The organism is Burkholderia sp. AU28863, assembly GCF_002223195.1.
Classification (GTDB): Bacteria; Pseudomonadota; Gammaproteobacteria; order Burkholderiales; family Burkholderiaceae; genus Burkholderia; species Burkholderia sola.
Genome location: NZ_NKFE01000001.1, coordinates 183543 through 199342, shown reverse-complemented (window position 1 = coordinate 199342; position 15800 = coordinate 183543). Strand labels below are relative to the sequence as shown.

The following is a 15800-nucleotide window of genomic DNA, read 5'->3' as shown; positions in this document are numbered from 1 at the left end:
TCGGTCGAGCAAAGCCGGGAAAGGGGGGTATTTCGGGGAATCGGGCGAGCGCCCGCGAACGAGGCTGGAACGGGGGCGGAACGACGCGCGGCGTGGCGAAATACGGGGCCGGCCGGCGCATTGGCGAGACGGCGGCCGCAAGCGGGACGGCAGCGGCGGCATGCGCGGGGAACGGTGAAACGACGGGCGGGAAAGACGGGAGAAACGCGAAAAGCGGGAGAAGCGCGAGCGGCGGGAGAAACGCGAGAAGCGCGGCAAGCAGGCCCCGACGCAACGACGTCGCGCGTCGGTCGGGGCAGGCGAGGGTCAGGCCGCCGGGATCGGGTCCGCGCCGAAACGGTTCGGGCCTTCGGTGCCGCGCGAGCACATCCACACGAGCAGCAGGATGCCGCCGACGATCGGAATCAGCGCGAGCAGCAGGAACCAGCCCGAGCGGCCCGTATCGTGCAGGCGGCGCACGCTGACCGCGATGCCCGGAATGATCAGCGCGAGCGACACCAGGAAGATCACGCCGAGCAGCAGCAGCGTGATCAGGCCCGCATCGCGGCCGGCCGCGCCGACGATCTGACCGGCGACCGACAGCACGGAGGTCAGCAGCGCGAAATACCAGTATTCGGCACGACGCGCACGGCCTTCGAATGTCGCGTATTTATTCAGTGCGGTACGAACGGCTTCGGAAAAATTCATTTTATTACCCTCCTGTTTTATATTGGCGCCCCGGAAACAACGCCGGAATTATATGATTGAATTTCGGCGGACTCCATCTCTTTTCGCAGACCGGACAATACGCGCAGGTGGCCGCATCACGCGCCCATATGACGCAGGAGCGGCTGCAAGAACGGATTTCGGCGCGCCCGACTTGCATGCCGCGTCATTTTAATAATCGTGAAGATCTGACAGAAACGACAGCCGCGAATAATCCGGCCTCGATTACACCCGAATGAAATCGCACGAATCGATAATCGACTCGAGTGTCCGGCATTCGATTAACCAACCGGCCGGCGATACGCAGGCGCGCCGGCCGCGGTGCCTGTCGGCATCGCCATTCCGTCCGAATCGCACGCTCCGGCGTCGGGACGGGCCGGCCGACCCTCGTCGGCCCGAATGGCCCGACCGTCCGGCGACCTAGCCGGCCGCCGCCCGCTGCAACGCGCCGAGGTCGAGCTTCTTCATCGTCATCACCTGCGCCATCACGCGCTCGGCGCGGGCCGGGTCGCCCGTCATCAGTTCGGCCATCTGCACGGGTACGACCTGCCACGACACGCCGAAGCGGTCGCGCAGCCAGCCGCACTGCTGCGCGCGCTCGTCGCCGCCTTCGGACAGGCGCGCCCAGTAATGGTCGATCTCGTCCTGGTCGCGGCAGTTGACGACGAACGACACGGCCGGCGTCATCTGGAACACGGGGCCGCCGTTCAGCGCGACGAACGCCTGCCCGTCGAGCTCGAACGCAACGGTCATCACCGCGCCCTCGGCGTTGCCGGACGCGTGCGCGCCGGTCTTGCCGTAGCGCGCGACGTGCACGATGCGCGCGTTGTCGAACACCGATACGTAGAAACCGGCCGCCGCCTCGGCGTCGCGGTCGAACCACAGGAACGGCGTGATGCGCTGGATACGCGGGTTCATGCGCTGTCTCCTTCGATGTCGTGCCGGCACCGGTGCCGGTCTTACATCGTAGGCGCTATGCCGGCGCGTGGCAGCGATCCGGTCCGTCGCGCGCGCACGGCGCGCCGGAATAAAAAAGGGGGCGATCGCTCGCCCCCTCGTTCCCGCATCCGGCGACGCCGCGTCAGAACGCGACGAACGGCTGCGCGCCGCCGCTCGCGGTCTTGTCCATCCCGAAGTAGATCGTCTTGCCGTAGAAGTGCGGCATGCCGATGTCGAGCCAGTTGGACGAGCCGAACGGCCCCGCGATGTCGTTGAACGCGAACGTCGACGAGTTCGAGAACAGCGAATCCGCGTTCGCGACCGGCAGCGACACGGTGCCCGACGCGCCGTTCTGGCCGCTCAGCGTGGCCGAGTAGGTGGTCGTCGCCGACGGGCAGTAGAACTCCGTATTCCTCGAACAGACCGTCTGCGCCGAATCGTTGAAGAAATACGCGTTCGAGCCCGTGTCGAAGAACGCGGTCACGTTGCGCCCCTGGAACGTCGCGCTGACGTCGCCGGTCGTGGTCGACGTCAGCACCGTCTTGCCGCTCAGGTTCGGCAGGCCGAACGTCAGCGTGCCGGTCGCGCTTGCCTGCCCGTTGTTCGAGATGGCCGGCATCTGCACGCTCACGCCGTCGCTGTTCGCGAACCGGTGCACCGGGTTGGCCACCTGCTGCGCCAGCGGCACGAGCGCCACCGTGCAGCTCGCGTTATCGCCGTTCGGGCACGCGTAGTAGTTGTTGCTCGTCGACGTCGACGTCGCGCAGGTCGTGCCGCAGTCGTACGGCGCCGGCCCGATGCCGAGGATCCCGTTCGCGCCGAGCGCGCTCGTCGAGTTGGCCGATGCGCCGCCGTTCGTGCACGAGCTCGGCACGTTCGTCGTGCCGAGGTCGCCGATGATCTGCACGGGCAGCGACGCGGCCTGCTCGGTGCCGATCGACAGGTCGACGGTGCGCACCGATCCCCACGTGTAGCTCGACACGAACTTGCCGCATTCGGCGACCGGCGCGCCGCCGCTCTTCACCTGCGGCAGGCTGTCGTGCACGCCGGCCACCGCGCTGCCGACGAGCCGCAGCCCGTAGGACGCGGTATCGACGAGCACGTTGTTGACGATCTGGCAGTTCGACGTGCCCGGCACGCAAACCTTCACGCTGATGGTCGGGATGTTGATCACGTTCGCGGCGCCGGCGGCGACCGTGACGACGGCCGTGTTGCCGCTGTTGCCGTCGGATCCGCCCGAGCCGTTGTTGCCGCCGTTGCCCGAACTGCTGCCGCCGTCATCGCCGCCGCCGCAGGCCGTCACGAGTACGGCCGTCGCGGCCAGGAGGCCCAGCACGCCGAACCAGCGCTTGAATGTACGAGTCATGCTCAAGATCGCTCTCCCGCTGTCACTGGATATCGGTGCCGGCCACGCCGGCCGGCAGCGCCGACGGCAGCCATGCCTGGCCGGAGAAGGCGCCCATGTGGCCGCCCGTCCGGATCACGAGGCCGCTCGTCTCGACGGCCACCGGCGCACGCCAGCCGCGCGCCCGGTGCGCCGCCTGGACCCCGGCGGTGTACTGCGGGAAATAGCTGCCGAGCAGCGACGCGAGATCCGGCATCGTCGGCCCGCGCCACGCGAGGCCGAACACGCTGCCGGCGGCCGACGTGTATTCGTGGATGACGGTGCCCGATCCGAGCGTGATCTCGCGCACGGTATAGGCGGCCGTGCTCGCCTGCACGCCGTCCGCCGAGCGCATCGCGCGCTGCAGCGCGCGCACGGTGGCGGCCTGATCGTCCGCCGGCGGCGACATCGGCGCGCCGCCCAGTTCCGCGTGTGCGTGGACGGCCCACAGCACACCCATTGCAGCCGTCGCCTGCGCGACGGTCCAGCCCAAGCGTTTCAGCTTCACGTTCCCCCCCAAGGGACTGGCTTCGGTGCCGACGGCGCCGCCATCGGCCCGCGCCGCCTGCCCACTTATGAATCGTACGAATGACGCTACATTGCTGCTGACGCGTAGTATGCCTGCGGAGTGTGTCGAAGTGTCAATTCGGCGCAGGATCACGCTGCGCCGCGCAGCGGCGGCGGGCGGAGGAAACGAGACCGCGACGGGGATGCGCGCATCGGGCTGCCCCGCGGAACGGGGCGCCCGGCAATGGGGCGCCCGGCAACGGGCGCGCGGATGCGCGGCGGCAGGATCAGAAGCCGAGGCTCGCGAGCAGGTCGTCGACCTGCCCCTGGTCCTGAACGACGTCGGATTTGCCTTCCGGCGCGATCTGCGGGCCGTTCAGCAACGACTCGGGGCTGCCGGTCGCGCTCATCGCTTCGGCCGCGAATGCCGCCGCGGTGGCCGCGAACTGCTCGCGCCGCTCCGGCGCGATGTTCTCGACGAGCACGGTGAGGAGCTGCTGCTCGATCAGGTAGACCATGTCCATGATCTTCTTGATCACCTGCCCGGTCAGATCCTGGAAATCCTGCGCGAGCATGATCTCGAGCAGTTGCGCACGGGTCGCCGCCGTCGATTCGGGCAGCGTGCGCAGGAACGCGCGCGTGTCGTCCATCAGCTCGCGCACTTCCGCGTGCTCGATCGGCGCGGCGTACCACTGCGCCCAGCGCGCGTCAAGCGCCTCGGCCTCGTTCTGCACGCGCTCCTGCATCGGCTTCGCGATCTCGATCGCATTCAGCACGCGCACCGCGGCCTGTTCGGTCATCGTCGCGACGTAGCGCAGCCGGTCGCGCGCATCGGGCACGGCTTCCGCCGCGCGCTCGACATGCTTGTCGAGCCCGAGTTCGCGCATCGAATCGCGCAGCGTGCGCGTGACGTGGCCGATGCGCGCGAGGATCCGGTCGCTCGCGTAATCGGCGCCTTCGGCATGGCCGTCGGCATTGACCGCCGCGCCGGCGAGCGCCGCATGGATCGGCTCGTTCACGTTCAGCTCCCGGCCTTGGCCATCTTGTCGATGATCTTGTTCAGCTTCTCGTCGAGCGTCGCGGCCGTGAACGGTTTCACGACGTAGCCGCTCGCGCCGGCCTGCGCGGCCGCGATGATGTTCTCCTTCTTCGACTCGGCCGTGACCATCAGCACCGGCAGGTGCGTGAGCGTCGCGTCCGCGCGGATTTCCTTGAGCATCGCGAGACCGTCGAGGTTCGGCATGTTCCAGTCCGAGATCACGAAGTCGAAGCCGCCGCCGCGCAGCCGCGCGAGGCCGGCCGCGCCGTCCTCGGCCTCATCGACGTTCGTGTAGCCCAGTTCCTTGAGCAGGTTGCGGACGATCCGGCGCATCGTCGGGAAATCGTCCACCACCAGGATTTTCATGCTCTTGTCCATCGTCGTTCCTTTCCAGATTCGTTTCCGTCGGGACGCGTATCGTGGCACGCGCCCCGTGACAGTCCATTCACACGCGCTGCACGCGGTCGCCCATCGTCGCCAGGCGCGCCATCACGCGGCGGCTCATGTCGGCGAGCGGCACGACCTCGTCCGCACCGCCGAGCGCGATCGCCTCGCGCGGCATTCCGAACACGATGCAGCTCGCCTCGTCCTGCGCGAACGTGTAAGCGCCCGCGCGTTTCATTTCCAGCAGGCCGGCCGCACCGTCGCGGCCCATCCCGGTGAGGATCACCCCGATCGCGTTCTTGCCCGCGTGCGTCGCCGCCGAGCGGAACAGCACGTCGACCGACGGGCGGTGCCGGTTCACCGGCGGCTCGTCCGACAGTTGCGCAATATAGTTCGCGCCGCTTCTCGCGAGCAACAGGTGCGCATGACCCGGCGCGATGTACGCATGGCCCGGCAGCACGCGTTCGCCGTGCTCGGCTTCCTTCACCGCGATCCGGCACAGGCCGTTCAGCCGCTGCGCGAACGATTTCGTGAAGCCCGGCGGCATGTGCTGCGCGATCAGCACGGCCGGCGCGTCCGGCGGCAGCGGCGTCAGCACTTCGCGGATCGCCTCGGTGCCGCCCGTCGACGCGCCGATGATGATCAGCTTCTCGGTACTGACGAGCGGGTTGTTGATCATCGGCGCGGCCGCGGCGCTGTCCGCCGTGCGGGCAACGGCCTGCGGCTGCGGCGCCTGGCGCACGCGCGCGCGCGACGCCGCGCGGATCTTGTCCGCGAGCTTCTCCGCGTAGTCGAGCATCCCGTCGCGAATCCCGACGCGCGGCTTCGTGACGAAATCCACCGCGCCGAGTTCGAGCGCGCGCAGCGTGATTTCCGAGCCGCGCTCGGTCAGCGACGACACCATCACGACCGGCATCGGCCGCAGGCGCATCAGCTTCTCGAGGAAGTCGAGCCCGTCCATGCGCGGCATTTCGACGTCGAGCGTGAGCACGTCGGGGTTGTGCTGCTTGATGAGCTCGCGCGCGACGAGCGGATCGGGCGCGGTCGCGACCACCGTCATGTCGGGCTGGCTGTTGATGATCTCGGTCATCAGGCTGCGGATCAGCGCCGAATCGTCGACGCACAACACTTTGATCTTCTGCACTGCGGTCATGCCTCCTGCTTTCTTGATAGGTTCGCCGTCCGCGCGGCGCCGGCGAGCGCCGCGCTACCGCTGCCGGCCGGCGCGGCGCCGCGCCCGCCGAACAGCTCGATGCGCGGGCGCGCCGGCTGCGGCGCGGCAGGCCGCTTCGCGGCAAACAGCTCGACGTGCGCGCGGCGGGCGCGCTCGGCCTCGCGTGCGAGCGCGGCCTCGCGCTCGGTCACGCCCGGCACCTGCAGCCGCAGCTTCTTCACCATCGCGCGCCCGCTGCGCGGCATGAACGCGACCTTGCGCGGATGCACGCCCTGCAGGTCTTCCGCGGTGATGCGGATGCGCTCGAGCGCGAGGTAGCGGCGCACGAAATCCGCGTTGCGATCGCCGATGTTGATCGTCGTCATCCCGGCCAGCACGGCCGCGCCGCCGAACACCTTCGCCTCGAAGCGCTCGCGGCGCCCGCCGGCCTTGATCAACTCGTTGATCAGCACTTCCATCGCATACGCGCCATAGCGCATCGATTCCGACGCGGCCGCGCCCGGGTCGGCGCCGTCGTCCGGCAGCATGAAATGGTTCATCCCGCCGATGCCCGCGTACGGGTCGTGCAGGCACGCGGCGACGCACGAGCCGAGCACGGTCATCAGCACCATGTCCTCGGCGGTCGTGTAGAACTCGTTCGGCAACAGCTTCACGCCGGGGCGCTCGAAGTGATTGTCGAAGTAGCGATTGGTCGCGATCGGCAGTGCGCTCATCCGCGCTCTCCATAGGCGGGCGCGCCGCCCACGGCCCGCGCGCGGCCGGGCGACGGCATCGCGGCCGCCGCGCTCGCCTGCGCGCCGCGCGAGCGCGCACCCTGTTCGGCGTCGCGCGTCAGTTCGTACACCGTCTGCCCGCGCAGCCGGAACGCCTGCGTCACGTACGTGAAGTTCTCCGAATGGCCGGCGAACAGCAGCCCGCCCGGCTTCACGAGCGGCTCGAAGCGCGACAGCACCTGCCCCTGCGTCGGCTTGTCGAAATAGATCATCACGTTGCGGCAGAAGATCGCGTCGAACGGCTTCGCGATCCCGTAGTCCGCATCGGTCAGGTTCAGCTGCTCGAAGCGGATCATCGCGCGCAGCTCGGGGCGCACCTTCACGCGGCCGGCCTGCGCGCCCGTGCCCTTCAGGAAGAAGCGCTTGAGCCGCTCCGGCGACAGGTGCTTGACCTGGTCGTACGTGTAGATGCCGGCTTCGGCCTTCGCGAGCACCTGCGTGTCGAGATCGGTCGCGAGGATCGTCGCGCTGCGCGCCGCCGTTTCGCCGAGCGCCTCGATCAGCGTGATCGCGATCGAGTACGGCTCCTCGCCGGTCGACGCCGCGGAGCACCAGACCGAGACCGGCGCCGGCCGCGATTTCACGAATTCCGCCAGGATCGGGAAATGGTGCGACTCGCGGAAAAACGCGGTCAGGTTGGTCGTCAGCGCATTGGTGAACGCTTCCCACTCGAGCGGATCGTCTTCCTGCTCGAGCAGGTCGAGGTAGTCGCGGAACGTGTCGAGGCCGCGCGCCCGCAACCGCCGCGCGAGCCGGCTGTAGGCCATGTCGCGCTTGTGCTCGGACAGCGAGATGCCCGCGCGTTGATGGATCAGCGCGCGGATGCGTGCGAAATCCGCGCCGGTGAACGCGAAGTCGCGCCCCGGCTCGCCCGCGCGAGGCGAGGCATCCGGTGCATCGGGTCGAAACGGCGCGCGCGCGTGCTGCATGGCTTAGAAGGTCTCCCAGTCGTCGTCGGACGCGCCGGCGGTCGCCGGCGCCGGCTTCTCGCCGTTCAGCGCCGGGCGCACGAGCGCGGGCTTCGCGGCCGGCTTGTCCGCCGGCGCGGCCGTCTTCGCGAGACGCGGGCCGTAGCCGCCCGCGGCGGTGCCGCCACGGGCGGCCGGTGCATCCTTCTGCGTCCGCGCGGCGGCATCGGTCGCACGCGTCGGTTCGGACGCGGCGGCCGCGGCGCCCGAGGCAGCCGCACGCGACGCCGGCGCGGCGCGCCGTGCCGCCGGCTGGGCCGCTGCCGGCGCCGGCAGCGCGGCGACCGGCGCATCGTGGCGCGACGCCGACGGCAGCGCCGCCGGTTCGTGCGCGACCGGCCGCGCGACGCTGCGCGCCGGCGCGAGCGCGATGCCGCCCGCGACACGCCAGCCCGACACGATCGCCTTCATCTGGCGCGTCTGCTCCTCGAGCGACGCGGCCGCGGCCGCCGCCTGCTCGACGAGCGCCGCGTTCTGCTGCGTGACCGCATCCATCTGGCCGACCGCGCGATTGACCTGTTCGATGCCGGTCGACTGCTCGTCGGATGCGGCGCTGATCTCGCCCATGATGTCGGTCACGCGGCGCACGGCCTGCACGATCTCTTCCATCGTCGAGCCGGCGCGCGCGACGAGCGCCGACCCGCTGTCGACCTTCTCGGCCGAATCGCCGATCAGCTGCTTGATTTCCTTCGCGGCGCTCGCGCTGCGCTGCGCGAGCGAGCGCACCTCGCCCGCGACCACCGCGAAGCCGCGGCCCTGCTCGCCGGCCCGCGCCGCCTCGACGGCCGCGTTCAGCGCGAGGATGTTGGTCTGGAACGCGATGCCTTCGATCGTGCCGATGATGTCGACGACCTTGCCCGAGCTCGCCGCGATGTCCTGCATCGTCGACACGACCTGGCCGACCACGTCGCCGCCCTGCGTCGCGATGTCCGACGCGTTCACCGCGAGCTGGCTCGCCTGCCGCGCGTTCTCCGCGTTCTGCCGCACGGTGCCCGTCAGCTGCTCCATGCTCGACGCGGTTTCCTGCAGCGACGCGGCCTGCTCCTCGGTGCGCTGCGACAGGTCGATGTTGCCGGTCGCGATCTCGCGCGCGCCGACGTCGATCGATTCTGTGCCGCGATGCACGGCCTGCACCATCGTCGTGACGGCGTCCTGCATCCGCTTGATGCCGCCGAACAGGCGGCCGATCTCGTTCGTGCTGGAAACGTTGACCGGCTGCGTGAGGTCGCCGCCGGCAATGCGCTCGAAATGCGCGATCGCGTCCTCGATCGGCTGGACGATCAGCCCGCGCAGCACGAAGCGGATCGCGATCACGACGACGAACGCGATCGCGATGCCGGCCGCGATCAGCGCGATCATCATCGAGATCTGCGACTGCGTCTCGGTCTGACGGTCTTGCGCGCGCTTCTGCAGCGCGGCGATCACGGCCGCCGCCGTCTGGTCGAACGCGACGAACATCGGGCTGATCTTCGTGTCCGCGACCGCGTGGTACGCGGCCATGTCGCCCGCGCGCGCCGCGGCGAACTCGGGCTCGACGCCTTCCTTCACGATCGTCGTGTACCGTGCGGCGAGTTCGTCGAGCAGCGCCTGATCGACACCGAGCTTCGGCGTCGACTGGAACGCCTGCCAGTTCTGGTTCGACTTCGCATACAGCTCCTGCGCGCGGTCGAGCACCTTCGTCGCGTCGGCCGCATTGCCGCCTTCGGTCAGCGTGCGAAAGCGATCGAGCGCGACGCGCGAGCGCAGCAGCTGCGCGGCCGTGTCGTCGAGCGTGTGGATCGCCGGCAGGTCGACGTGCGCGATCTCGTCGAGCGAGCGGCTCGCGTGATCGAGCGCGTAGAGGCCGAGCCCGCCGACCGCGGCGGTCAGGCACACGAGGATGAGTCCGACCGCCGTGAGCGTCGTGCGGATCGACCAGTTATGCAACATTGCAGATTCTCCCGAAATTGCTGCGCGCGCGGCGCGCTTACCCGCCGAGCGTCTCGATCAGCGCCATTTCACGGCTCGACATCAGCTTCTCGATGTCCATCAGGATCAGCATCCGGCCATCGACCGTGCCGAGGCCCGTCAGGTACTCGGTCGTCAGCGTCGCGCCGAATTCCGGCGCCGGCATGATCTGGTCGGTCTGCAGCGTCAGCACGTCCGACACGCCGTCGACCACCATCCCGACCACGCGGTTCGACACGTTCAGGATGATCACGACCGTCTGGTGGTCGTATTCGACGCGGCCGAGGTGGAACTTGATCCGCATGTCGACGATCGGCACGATGATCCCGCGCAGGTTGATCACGCCCTTGATGAACTCGGGCGCGTTCGCGATCCGCGTGACGCTGTCGTAGCCGCGGATTTCCTGCACTTTCAGGATGTCGATTCCGTATTCCTCGTCGCCAAGCGTGAAGACGAGAAATTCCTGGCCCGTCGCATCGCCGTGTTCGGCGTCACGGCGGCTGGTCGCCGCCGCGTTCGCCGCGGCCGTATTGATCATTTGGACTTCAGCAGACACGTTTGCCCCCAATCGGTTGAATGGCGAGAGTCAGAAGACGGCGAGCTCGGCGCCCGCACGGGCGCCGTGCGTCGCACGGGTTTCGCGGTTCAGCGCCGCGACGTCGACGATCAGCGCGACGCTGCCGTCGCCCAGGATGGTCGCCGCCGAGATGCCGTGCACCTTGCGGTAGTTGGTTTCGAGGTTCTTCACGACCACCTGCTGCTGGCCGACCAGCTCGTCGATCAGCATCGCGAAGCGGCGCCCCTCGGTTTCCATGATCGTGACGATCCCCTGGGTCGGGTCGGTGCGCGCGTCGTCGACCGAGAACACCTCGTGCAGCGCGACGAGCGGCAGGTATTCGCCGCGCACGCGCACCACGCGCTCGCCGTTGCCGACCGTGTAGATGTCGTCGTTCGACGGCTGCAGCGACTCCATCACGAAGTTCAGCGGCAGGATGAAGATCTCGCTGCCGACCTTGACCGACATCCCGTCGAGGATCGCGAGCGTGAGCGGCAGCACGATCCGCGTGGTCGTGCCGCGGCCGGCCTGCGACGAGATCTCGACGTGGCCGCCCATCGACTGGATGTTGCGCTTCACGACGTCCATCCCGACGCCGCGGCCCGACACGTCGGTCACCGTCTCGGCGGTCGAGAAGCCCGGCGCGAAGATCAGTTGCCACACTTCGTCGTCGCTGATGTTCTCGGAGATCTGCATGCCCTGCTTCGCGGCCTTCGCGAGAATCCGCTCGCGGTTCAGGCCCGCGCCGTCGTCGCTCACCTCGATCACGATGTTGCCGCCGTGATGCGCGGCCGACAGCACGAGCTGGCCGACCGCGTCCTTGCCGGCGGCGACGCGCTTGTCGACGGTTTCGATCCCGTGGTCGAGGCTGTTGCGCACCAGGTGCGTGAGCGGATCGATGATCCGTTCGATCAGGCTCTTGTCGAGCTCGGTCGCCTGGCCGAACGTCACGAGCTCGACCTGCTTGCCGAGCTTGCCGGCGAGGTCGCGCACGAGCCGCGGGAAGCGGCTGAACACGTAGTCCATCGGCATCATGCGGATCGACATCACCGCTTCCTGCAGGTCGCGCGCATTGCGCTCGAGCTGCGCCATCCCGTTGAACAGGCGGTCGTGCAGCGCCGGATCGAACGCGCTGGCCGTCTCGGCCAGCATCGCCTGCGTGATCACCAGTTCGCCGACGAGGTTGATCAGCTGGTCGACCTTCTCGACGCCGACGCGGATCGAGCTGCCTTCGGCGCCGCCTGCCGCCGCGGCGGCCGGGCGCGCGCGCTTGTCGTCGTGATGCGCGGCGGCGGCCGGCGCCGCGTGTTCGGCCGGCTGCGGCTGCGGCTGAGCGGGTGGTTGCGGCTGCGGCTGCGCTGCGGCGGCCGGCGCCGGGGCGGGCGCCGCGGCAGCCGGTTGCGGCGCGGCTGCCTGCGGCGCGAATACCTCGACGCGCGCGGGCTGCGGGGCGGCGGCCGGTTCAGGAGCTTCGGCCGCCACGGCTGCGGCGGCCGGCGCGACGGCCGGCGCCGCCTGGGCAGCCGGCGCCGTGCCGCGCGCGACGCGGATCTGGCTTTCGTCGATCACGAAGCAGCACACCGCGACGATGTCGTCGGAAGGCACGTCCGATTCGACCCACAGCGTCAGGTCCGCGCCCACTTCCTCGCGGCCGACGATCCGGCCGAGGTTGCCGAGTTCTTCGGTGAGCAGCGCCTGGTCCTTCGCGTCGATGCCGACCAGCGTGATCTTCAGATGCGGGCCGTCGGCATCGGCATCGGCGTCGGCCGCCGGATGCGCGGCCGCGACGGCCTGCTCGACCACATGGTCGGGCGCACGGTCGCCGCCGACGGCGGGCGCGGCAGCCGGCGCGACGGCGGCGGCAACCGGCGCGGCCGGCGTAGGCGCGGCCGGCGCAGGCGCGGCGGCGGCAGGCGCGCCTGCGCCGCTTTCGGCCTTCAGCCGTTCGAGCTTCGCGCAGATCGCCGCGGCGGCGGCCGCGTCCGGCTCGGCGCTCGCGCGGTAGTCGACGAGCTGGTCGGACAGCACGTCCTTGGTTTCCAGGAACGCGTCGACCATCTCCTTGGTCAGCGTCAGCTCATGGTTGCGCGCACGGTCGAGCAGCGATTCGAGGATGTGCGTCGTATCGGTCAGCGCGGAAAAGCCGAACGTCGCCGCGCCGCCCTTGATCGAATGCGCGGCGCGGAAGATCGCCGCCAGATCCTCGGGATCGGGCGAATCGACGTCGAGGTTCAGCAGCAGCTGCTCCATCTGCGCGAGCAGCTCGTCCGCTTCGTCGAAAAAGGTCTGGTAGAACTGAGTGATGTCGAGAGTCATGCCCGGTCACCGGTTGAAATCGTCGCGTTCATGTCAGGAGGCAGCCGGCTCGGACAGCGTGGCGACCAGGTCGACCAGCACGCCCGGGTCGATCGGCTTTTCGATCCAGCCGGTCGCGCCCGCGTCGCGTGCGGCGTCCTTGAACGCGTCGCTGCCTTCGGTCGTCAGGATGAGGATCGGCGTGTCCGCGTACGCGGTCAGCTTGCGCAGCGCGGCGATCACCTCGAGCCCGCTCTTGCGCGGCATGTTCTGGTCGGTCAGGACCAGGTCGTACGGCGTCGTGGCCGCCATGTCGAAGCCGGCTTCGCCGTCCGGCGCCACCGTCACGTCGTAGCCGGCCTGCGCGAGCGTGGCCTGCAGCAGCGCACGCATGGTCGCGGAGTCGTCGATGGCGAGAATGGTTCGGATCATGTCTGTCTCGGAAACGTCAGGGTTTCGGCGCCACGGCGACGGCGCTCGCCACGACCGGACGCGCCGCCGGCGTCGGGCCGCCGAGCTGCTGCGCGAGCAGCTTCGAACCGGCCGCGTCGGCGGACAGCGTCGTCGTCGTCGCGTCGTCGCGCATCAGCGCTTCTTCGGATTTGCGATTCAGCACGATCACGCTGATCCGGCGGTTTTCCGGATCGAGCGGATCGGCCTTGTTCAGGTTCTGCGTCGACGCGAGGCCCAGCACGCGCAGCACTTTCGCCTCGTCCATGCCGCCGGAGATCAGTTCGCGGCGCGATGCGTTCGCGCGATCGGCCGACAGCTCCCAGTTGCTGTAGCCGCCCTCGCCGCCCGCGTACGGCACGGCGTCGGTGTGGCCCTGGACGATGATCCGGTTCGGCACGTCGTTCAGCGTCTTGCCGATCTCGCGCAGGATGTCGCGCATGTACGGCTCGACGTGGTCGCTCGACATCGCGAACATCGGTCGCTTCTGCGAATCGACGATCTCGATGCGCAGCCCCATCAGCGTCGAATCGATGCGGATCTGCTGCTTGAACTGGCGCAGCGTCGGATTGGCCTCGATCGCGGCCATCAGCTTGATCTGCAGGTCGTGCAGGCGCGTCTGCTCGAGCCGGTCCTGCGCGCCCTGTGCCTGCGACCGCGAATGCTCGTCGCCCGCCTTCGCGAGGCGCTCGGCGAGCGACGTCGTGCCGTCGGTGCGGCGCAGCGTGCCGGCATCCGTGCTCGACAGGTCGCGGCCGCCGCCGTTGATGATGCTGGAATCCTGCGAGCTGCGGTCGCCGCTGCCGAGAATCGCGGCCTTCAGCGGCATGTTGAAGTATTCGGCGATCCCCTTCAGCTGCACCGGCGTGACCGAGCTCAGCAGCCACATCAGCAGGAAGAACGCCATCATCGCGGTCATGAAGTCCGCGTACGCAAGCTTCCATGCGCCGCCGTGGTGGCCCTTCTTCGCCGGGGCCACCCGCTTGACGACGATCGCGCGATCCTTGCTCTTGCTCATCGGTGGCTCCGCATCACTTCGCCTTCACGCGGCGCACGTGCTCTTCGAGCTCGGAGAACGACGGACGCTCGGTCGAGAACAGCACCTTGCGGCCGAACTCGACCGCGATCGCCGGCGCATAGCCGTTCAGCGTCGCGAGGATCGTCACCTTGATGCACTGGAACATCTTGGTCGACTCGGCCACGCGCTGCTCCGCGAGGCTCGCGAGCGGCCCGATCAGCCCGTACGACAGCAGGATCCCGAGGAACGTGCCGACCAGCGCCTGCGCGATCATCGCGCCGAGCACCGCGGGCGGCTTGTCGGCCGAGGCCATCGTGTGCACGACGCCCATCACGGCCGCGACGATCCCGAACGCCGGCATCGCGTCGCCGACGCGCATCAGCGCGTGCGCCGGGCCTTCGCCTTCCGTGTGGTGCGTCTCGATCTCCTCGTCCATCAGGCTTTCGATCTCGAACGCGTTCATGTTGCCGCCCACCATCAGGCGCAGGTAGTCGGTCAGGAATTCGACGATATGGTGATCGGCGAGGATCTTCGGGTATTGCGTGAAGATCGGGCTCTTTTCCGGATCGTCGATGTCGGCCTCGAGCGTCAGCGTGCCTTCCTTGCGTGCCTTCGCGAGCAGCACGTAAAGAAGCGCCATCAGCTCCATATAGACGTCCTTCGTGTATTTCGAGCCCTTGAAGAGCGTCGGCAGCACGCGCAGCGTGGCCTTGATGGTCTTGCCGCCGTTGCCGAGGATGAACGCGCCGACGCCGGCACCCACGATCATCAGGATCTCGATGGGCTGGATCAGGGCGCCCAGATGCCCGCCTGCCAGCGCATAACCGCCGAAGACGGACAACAGCGTCACGAGTGTTCCCACGATAATCAGCACTGCCTGTCCCTCACGAAAGACCGGCGGGAAGACCGCCGTTAAACAGGTTTACGGCAGTCGGCAGGAAAACTTTCGCGGCCGCCCGGCGGCGGCCCGACGGTGTTTACCAGCAATGCGCGGATGATTCGCGCGGCCCGCGGACGTCGCTCGCGCGCCGCTCGCGGCCCGTCCGACCCTGCCCGGGCCGGCGCTCAGGCCACGGCGGCGGCCAGTTCGGCGCGCGCGGCGGCGGCCTTGCGGGTCTTGCCGGCGCGCGACGGCGGCTGGCACAGGCCGCACACGAAACCTTGATGCGGATCATGCGCGTGGGCGACGAAGTGGCCGCCGCAGCGCGTGCACGGCGTCATCTGCAGCATCCCCGAATCGAAGAAGCGCACCAGCGTCCACGCCCGCGTGAGGCTCAGCGCGGCCTCGTCGCCGGACAGGTTCACGTGCTCCAGATACAGCCGGTACGCCTTCACGATCGACTGGATCGGCTCGCAGCGGCCGTGGTCCTGCATGAACCGGTACATGTTGTAGAACAGCGACGAGTGAATGTTCGGCTGCCACGTCATGAACCAGTCGGTCGAGAACGGCAGCATCCCCTTCGGCGGCGACACGCCCTTCAGTTCCTTGTACAGCTTGATCAGACGGTCCCGCGACAGGCTCGTCTCCGCCTCCAGCAGCTGCAGCCGGGCGCCCAGTTCGATGAGTTCGATGGCGAGGGTGATTTCCTTCACCTCGATCACGACGCTTTTGCTTGCCATGGTGATAACCGTCCGCTTGACGTTATGCGAATGAATGGCCA

16 protein-coding genes are annotated in these 15800 nt (G+C 68.8%); all 16 read right to left on the bottom strand.

Annotation, left to right across the window (positions count from 1 at the left end):
- Positions 1-306: 306 nt before the first annotated feature.
- A complete protein-coding gene (locus CFB81_RS00925) occupies positions 307-687 on the bottom strand; it encodes a DUF805 domain-containing protein (RefSeq protein WP_069618694.1) in 381 nt (126 codons plus the stop codon).
- A gap of 438 nt (positions 688-1125) precedes the next feature.
- Positions 1126-1623, bottom strand: a complete 498-nt coding sequence (locus tag CFB81_RS00920; protein ID WP_069618695.1) for a VOC family protein — start codon at positions 1621-1623, stop codon at positions 1126-1128.
- Between the two features lie 163 nt (positions 1624-1786).
- Positions 1787-3016 (bottom strand): DUF3443 family protein, encoded by a 1230-nt coding sequence (locus tag CFB81_RS00915; RefSeq protein WP_089434384.1) that lies wholly within the window; start codon positions 3014-3016, stop codon positions 1787-1789.
- A 16-nt stretch (positions 3017-3032) separates the two neighbouring features.
- Positions 3033-3536, bottom strand: coding sequence for a DUF2844 domain-containing protein (locus CFB81_RS00910; protein WP_069618697.1), 504 nt, complete (start codon positions 3534-3536; stop codon positions 3033-3035).
- A 286-nt stretch (positions 3537-3822) separates the two neighbouring features.
- The gene (gene cheZ / locus CFB81_RS00905; RefSeq protein ID WP_069618698.1) at positions 3823-4554 is read right to left on the bottom strand and encodes a protein phosphatase CheZ; all 732 of its coding nucleotides are present in this window, start codon (positions 4552-4554) and stop codon (positions 3823-3825) included.
- Between the two features lie 2 nt (positions 4555-4556).
- Entirely contained in the window at positions 4557-4952 is a 396-nt protein-coding gene (gene cheY / locus CFB81_RS00900; RefSeq protein ID WP_006754880.1) for a chemotaxis response regulator CheY, read from the bottom strand.
- 67 nt (positions 4953-5019) lie between these two features.
- Positions 5020-6111, bottom strand: coding sequence for a chemotaxis response regulator protein-glutamate methylesterase (locus tag CFB81_RS00895; protein ID WP_069618699.1), 1092 nt, complete (start codon positions 6109-6111; stop codon positions 5020-5022).
- Complete coding sequence (cheD, locus tag CFB81_RS00890) at positions 6108-6845, bottom strand: chemoreceptor glutamine deamidase CheD (RefSeq protein ID WP_069618700.1); 738 nt, start codon at positions 6843-6845, stop codon at positions 6108-6110. The genes CFB81_RS00895 and cheD overlap by 4 nt, the downstream gene beginning before the upstream one ends.
- Positions 6842-7834: a CheR family methyltransferase gene (locus tag CFB81_RS00885; protein WP_089434383.1), complete on the bottom strand. Its 993-nt coding sequence runs from the start codon at positions 7832-7834 to the stop codon at positions 6842-6844. The genes cheD and CFB81_RS00885 overlap by 4 nt, the downstream gene beginning before the upstream one ends.
- A gap of 3 nt (positions 7835-7837) precedes the next feature.
- On the bottom strand, positions 7838-9802 hold the full coding sequence (locus CFB81_RS00880; RefSeq protein WP_089434382.1) for a methyl-accepting chemotaxis protein: 1965 nt from the start codon (positions 9800-9802) through the stop codon (positions 7838-7840).
- A gap of 37 nt (positions 9803-9839) precedes the next feature.
- Positions 9840-10358: a chemotaxis protein CheW gene (gene cheW, locus CFB81_RS00875; protein WP_050016005.1), complete on the bottom strand. Its 519-nt coding sequence runs from the start codon at positions 10356-10358 to the stop codon at positions 9840-9842.
- 48 nt (positions 10359-10406) lie between these two features.
- Positions 10407-12692: a chemotaxis protein CheA gene (gene cheA / locus CFB81_RS00870; RefSeq protein WP_089434381.1), complete on the bottom strand. Its 2286-nt coding sequence runs from the start codon at positions 12690-12692 to the stop codon at positions 10407-10409.
- Positions 12693-12725: 33 nt separating this feature from the next.
- Complete coding sequence (locus CFB81_RS00865; RefSeq protein WP_050016002.1) at positions 12726-13103, bottom strand: response regulator; 378 nt, start codon at positions 13101-13103, stop codon at positions 12726-12728.
- A gap of 16 nt (positions 13104-13119) precedes the next feature.
- Positions 13120-14139, bottom strand: coding sequence for a flagellar motor protein MotB (gene motB / locus CFB81_RS00860; protein WP_069618704.1), 1020 nt, complete (start codon positions 14137-14139; stop codon positions 13120-13122).
- Between the two features lie 13 nt (positions 14140-14152).
- On the bottom strand, positions 14153-15013 hold the full coding sequence (gene motA, locus CFB81_RS00855; RefSeq protein WP_050015994.1) for a flagellar motor stator protein MotA: 861 nt from the start codon (positions 15011-15013) through the stop codon (positions 14153-14155).
- Positions 15014-15204: 191 nt separating this feature from the next.
- A complete protein-coding gene (gene flhC / locus CFB81_RS00850) occupies positions 15205-15759 on the bottom strand; it encodes a flagellar transcriptional regulator FlhC (RefSeq protein ID WP_069618705.1) in 555 nt (184 codons plus the stop codon).
- Between the last annotated feature and the right edge of the window lie 41 nt (positions 15760-15800).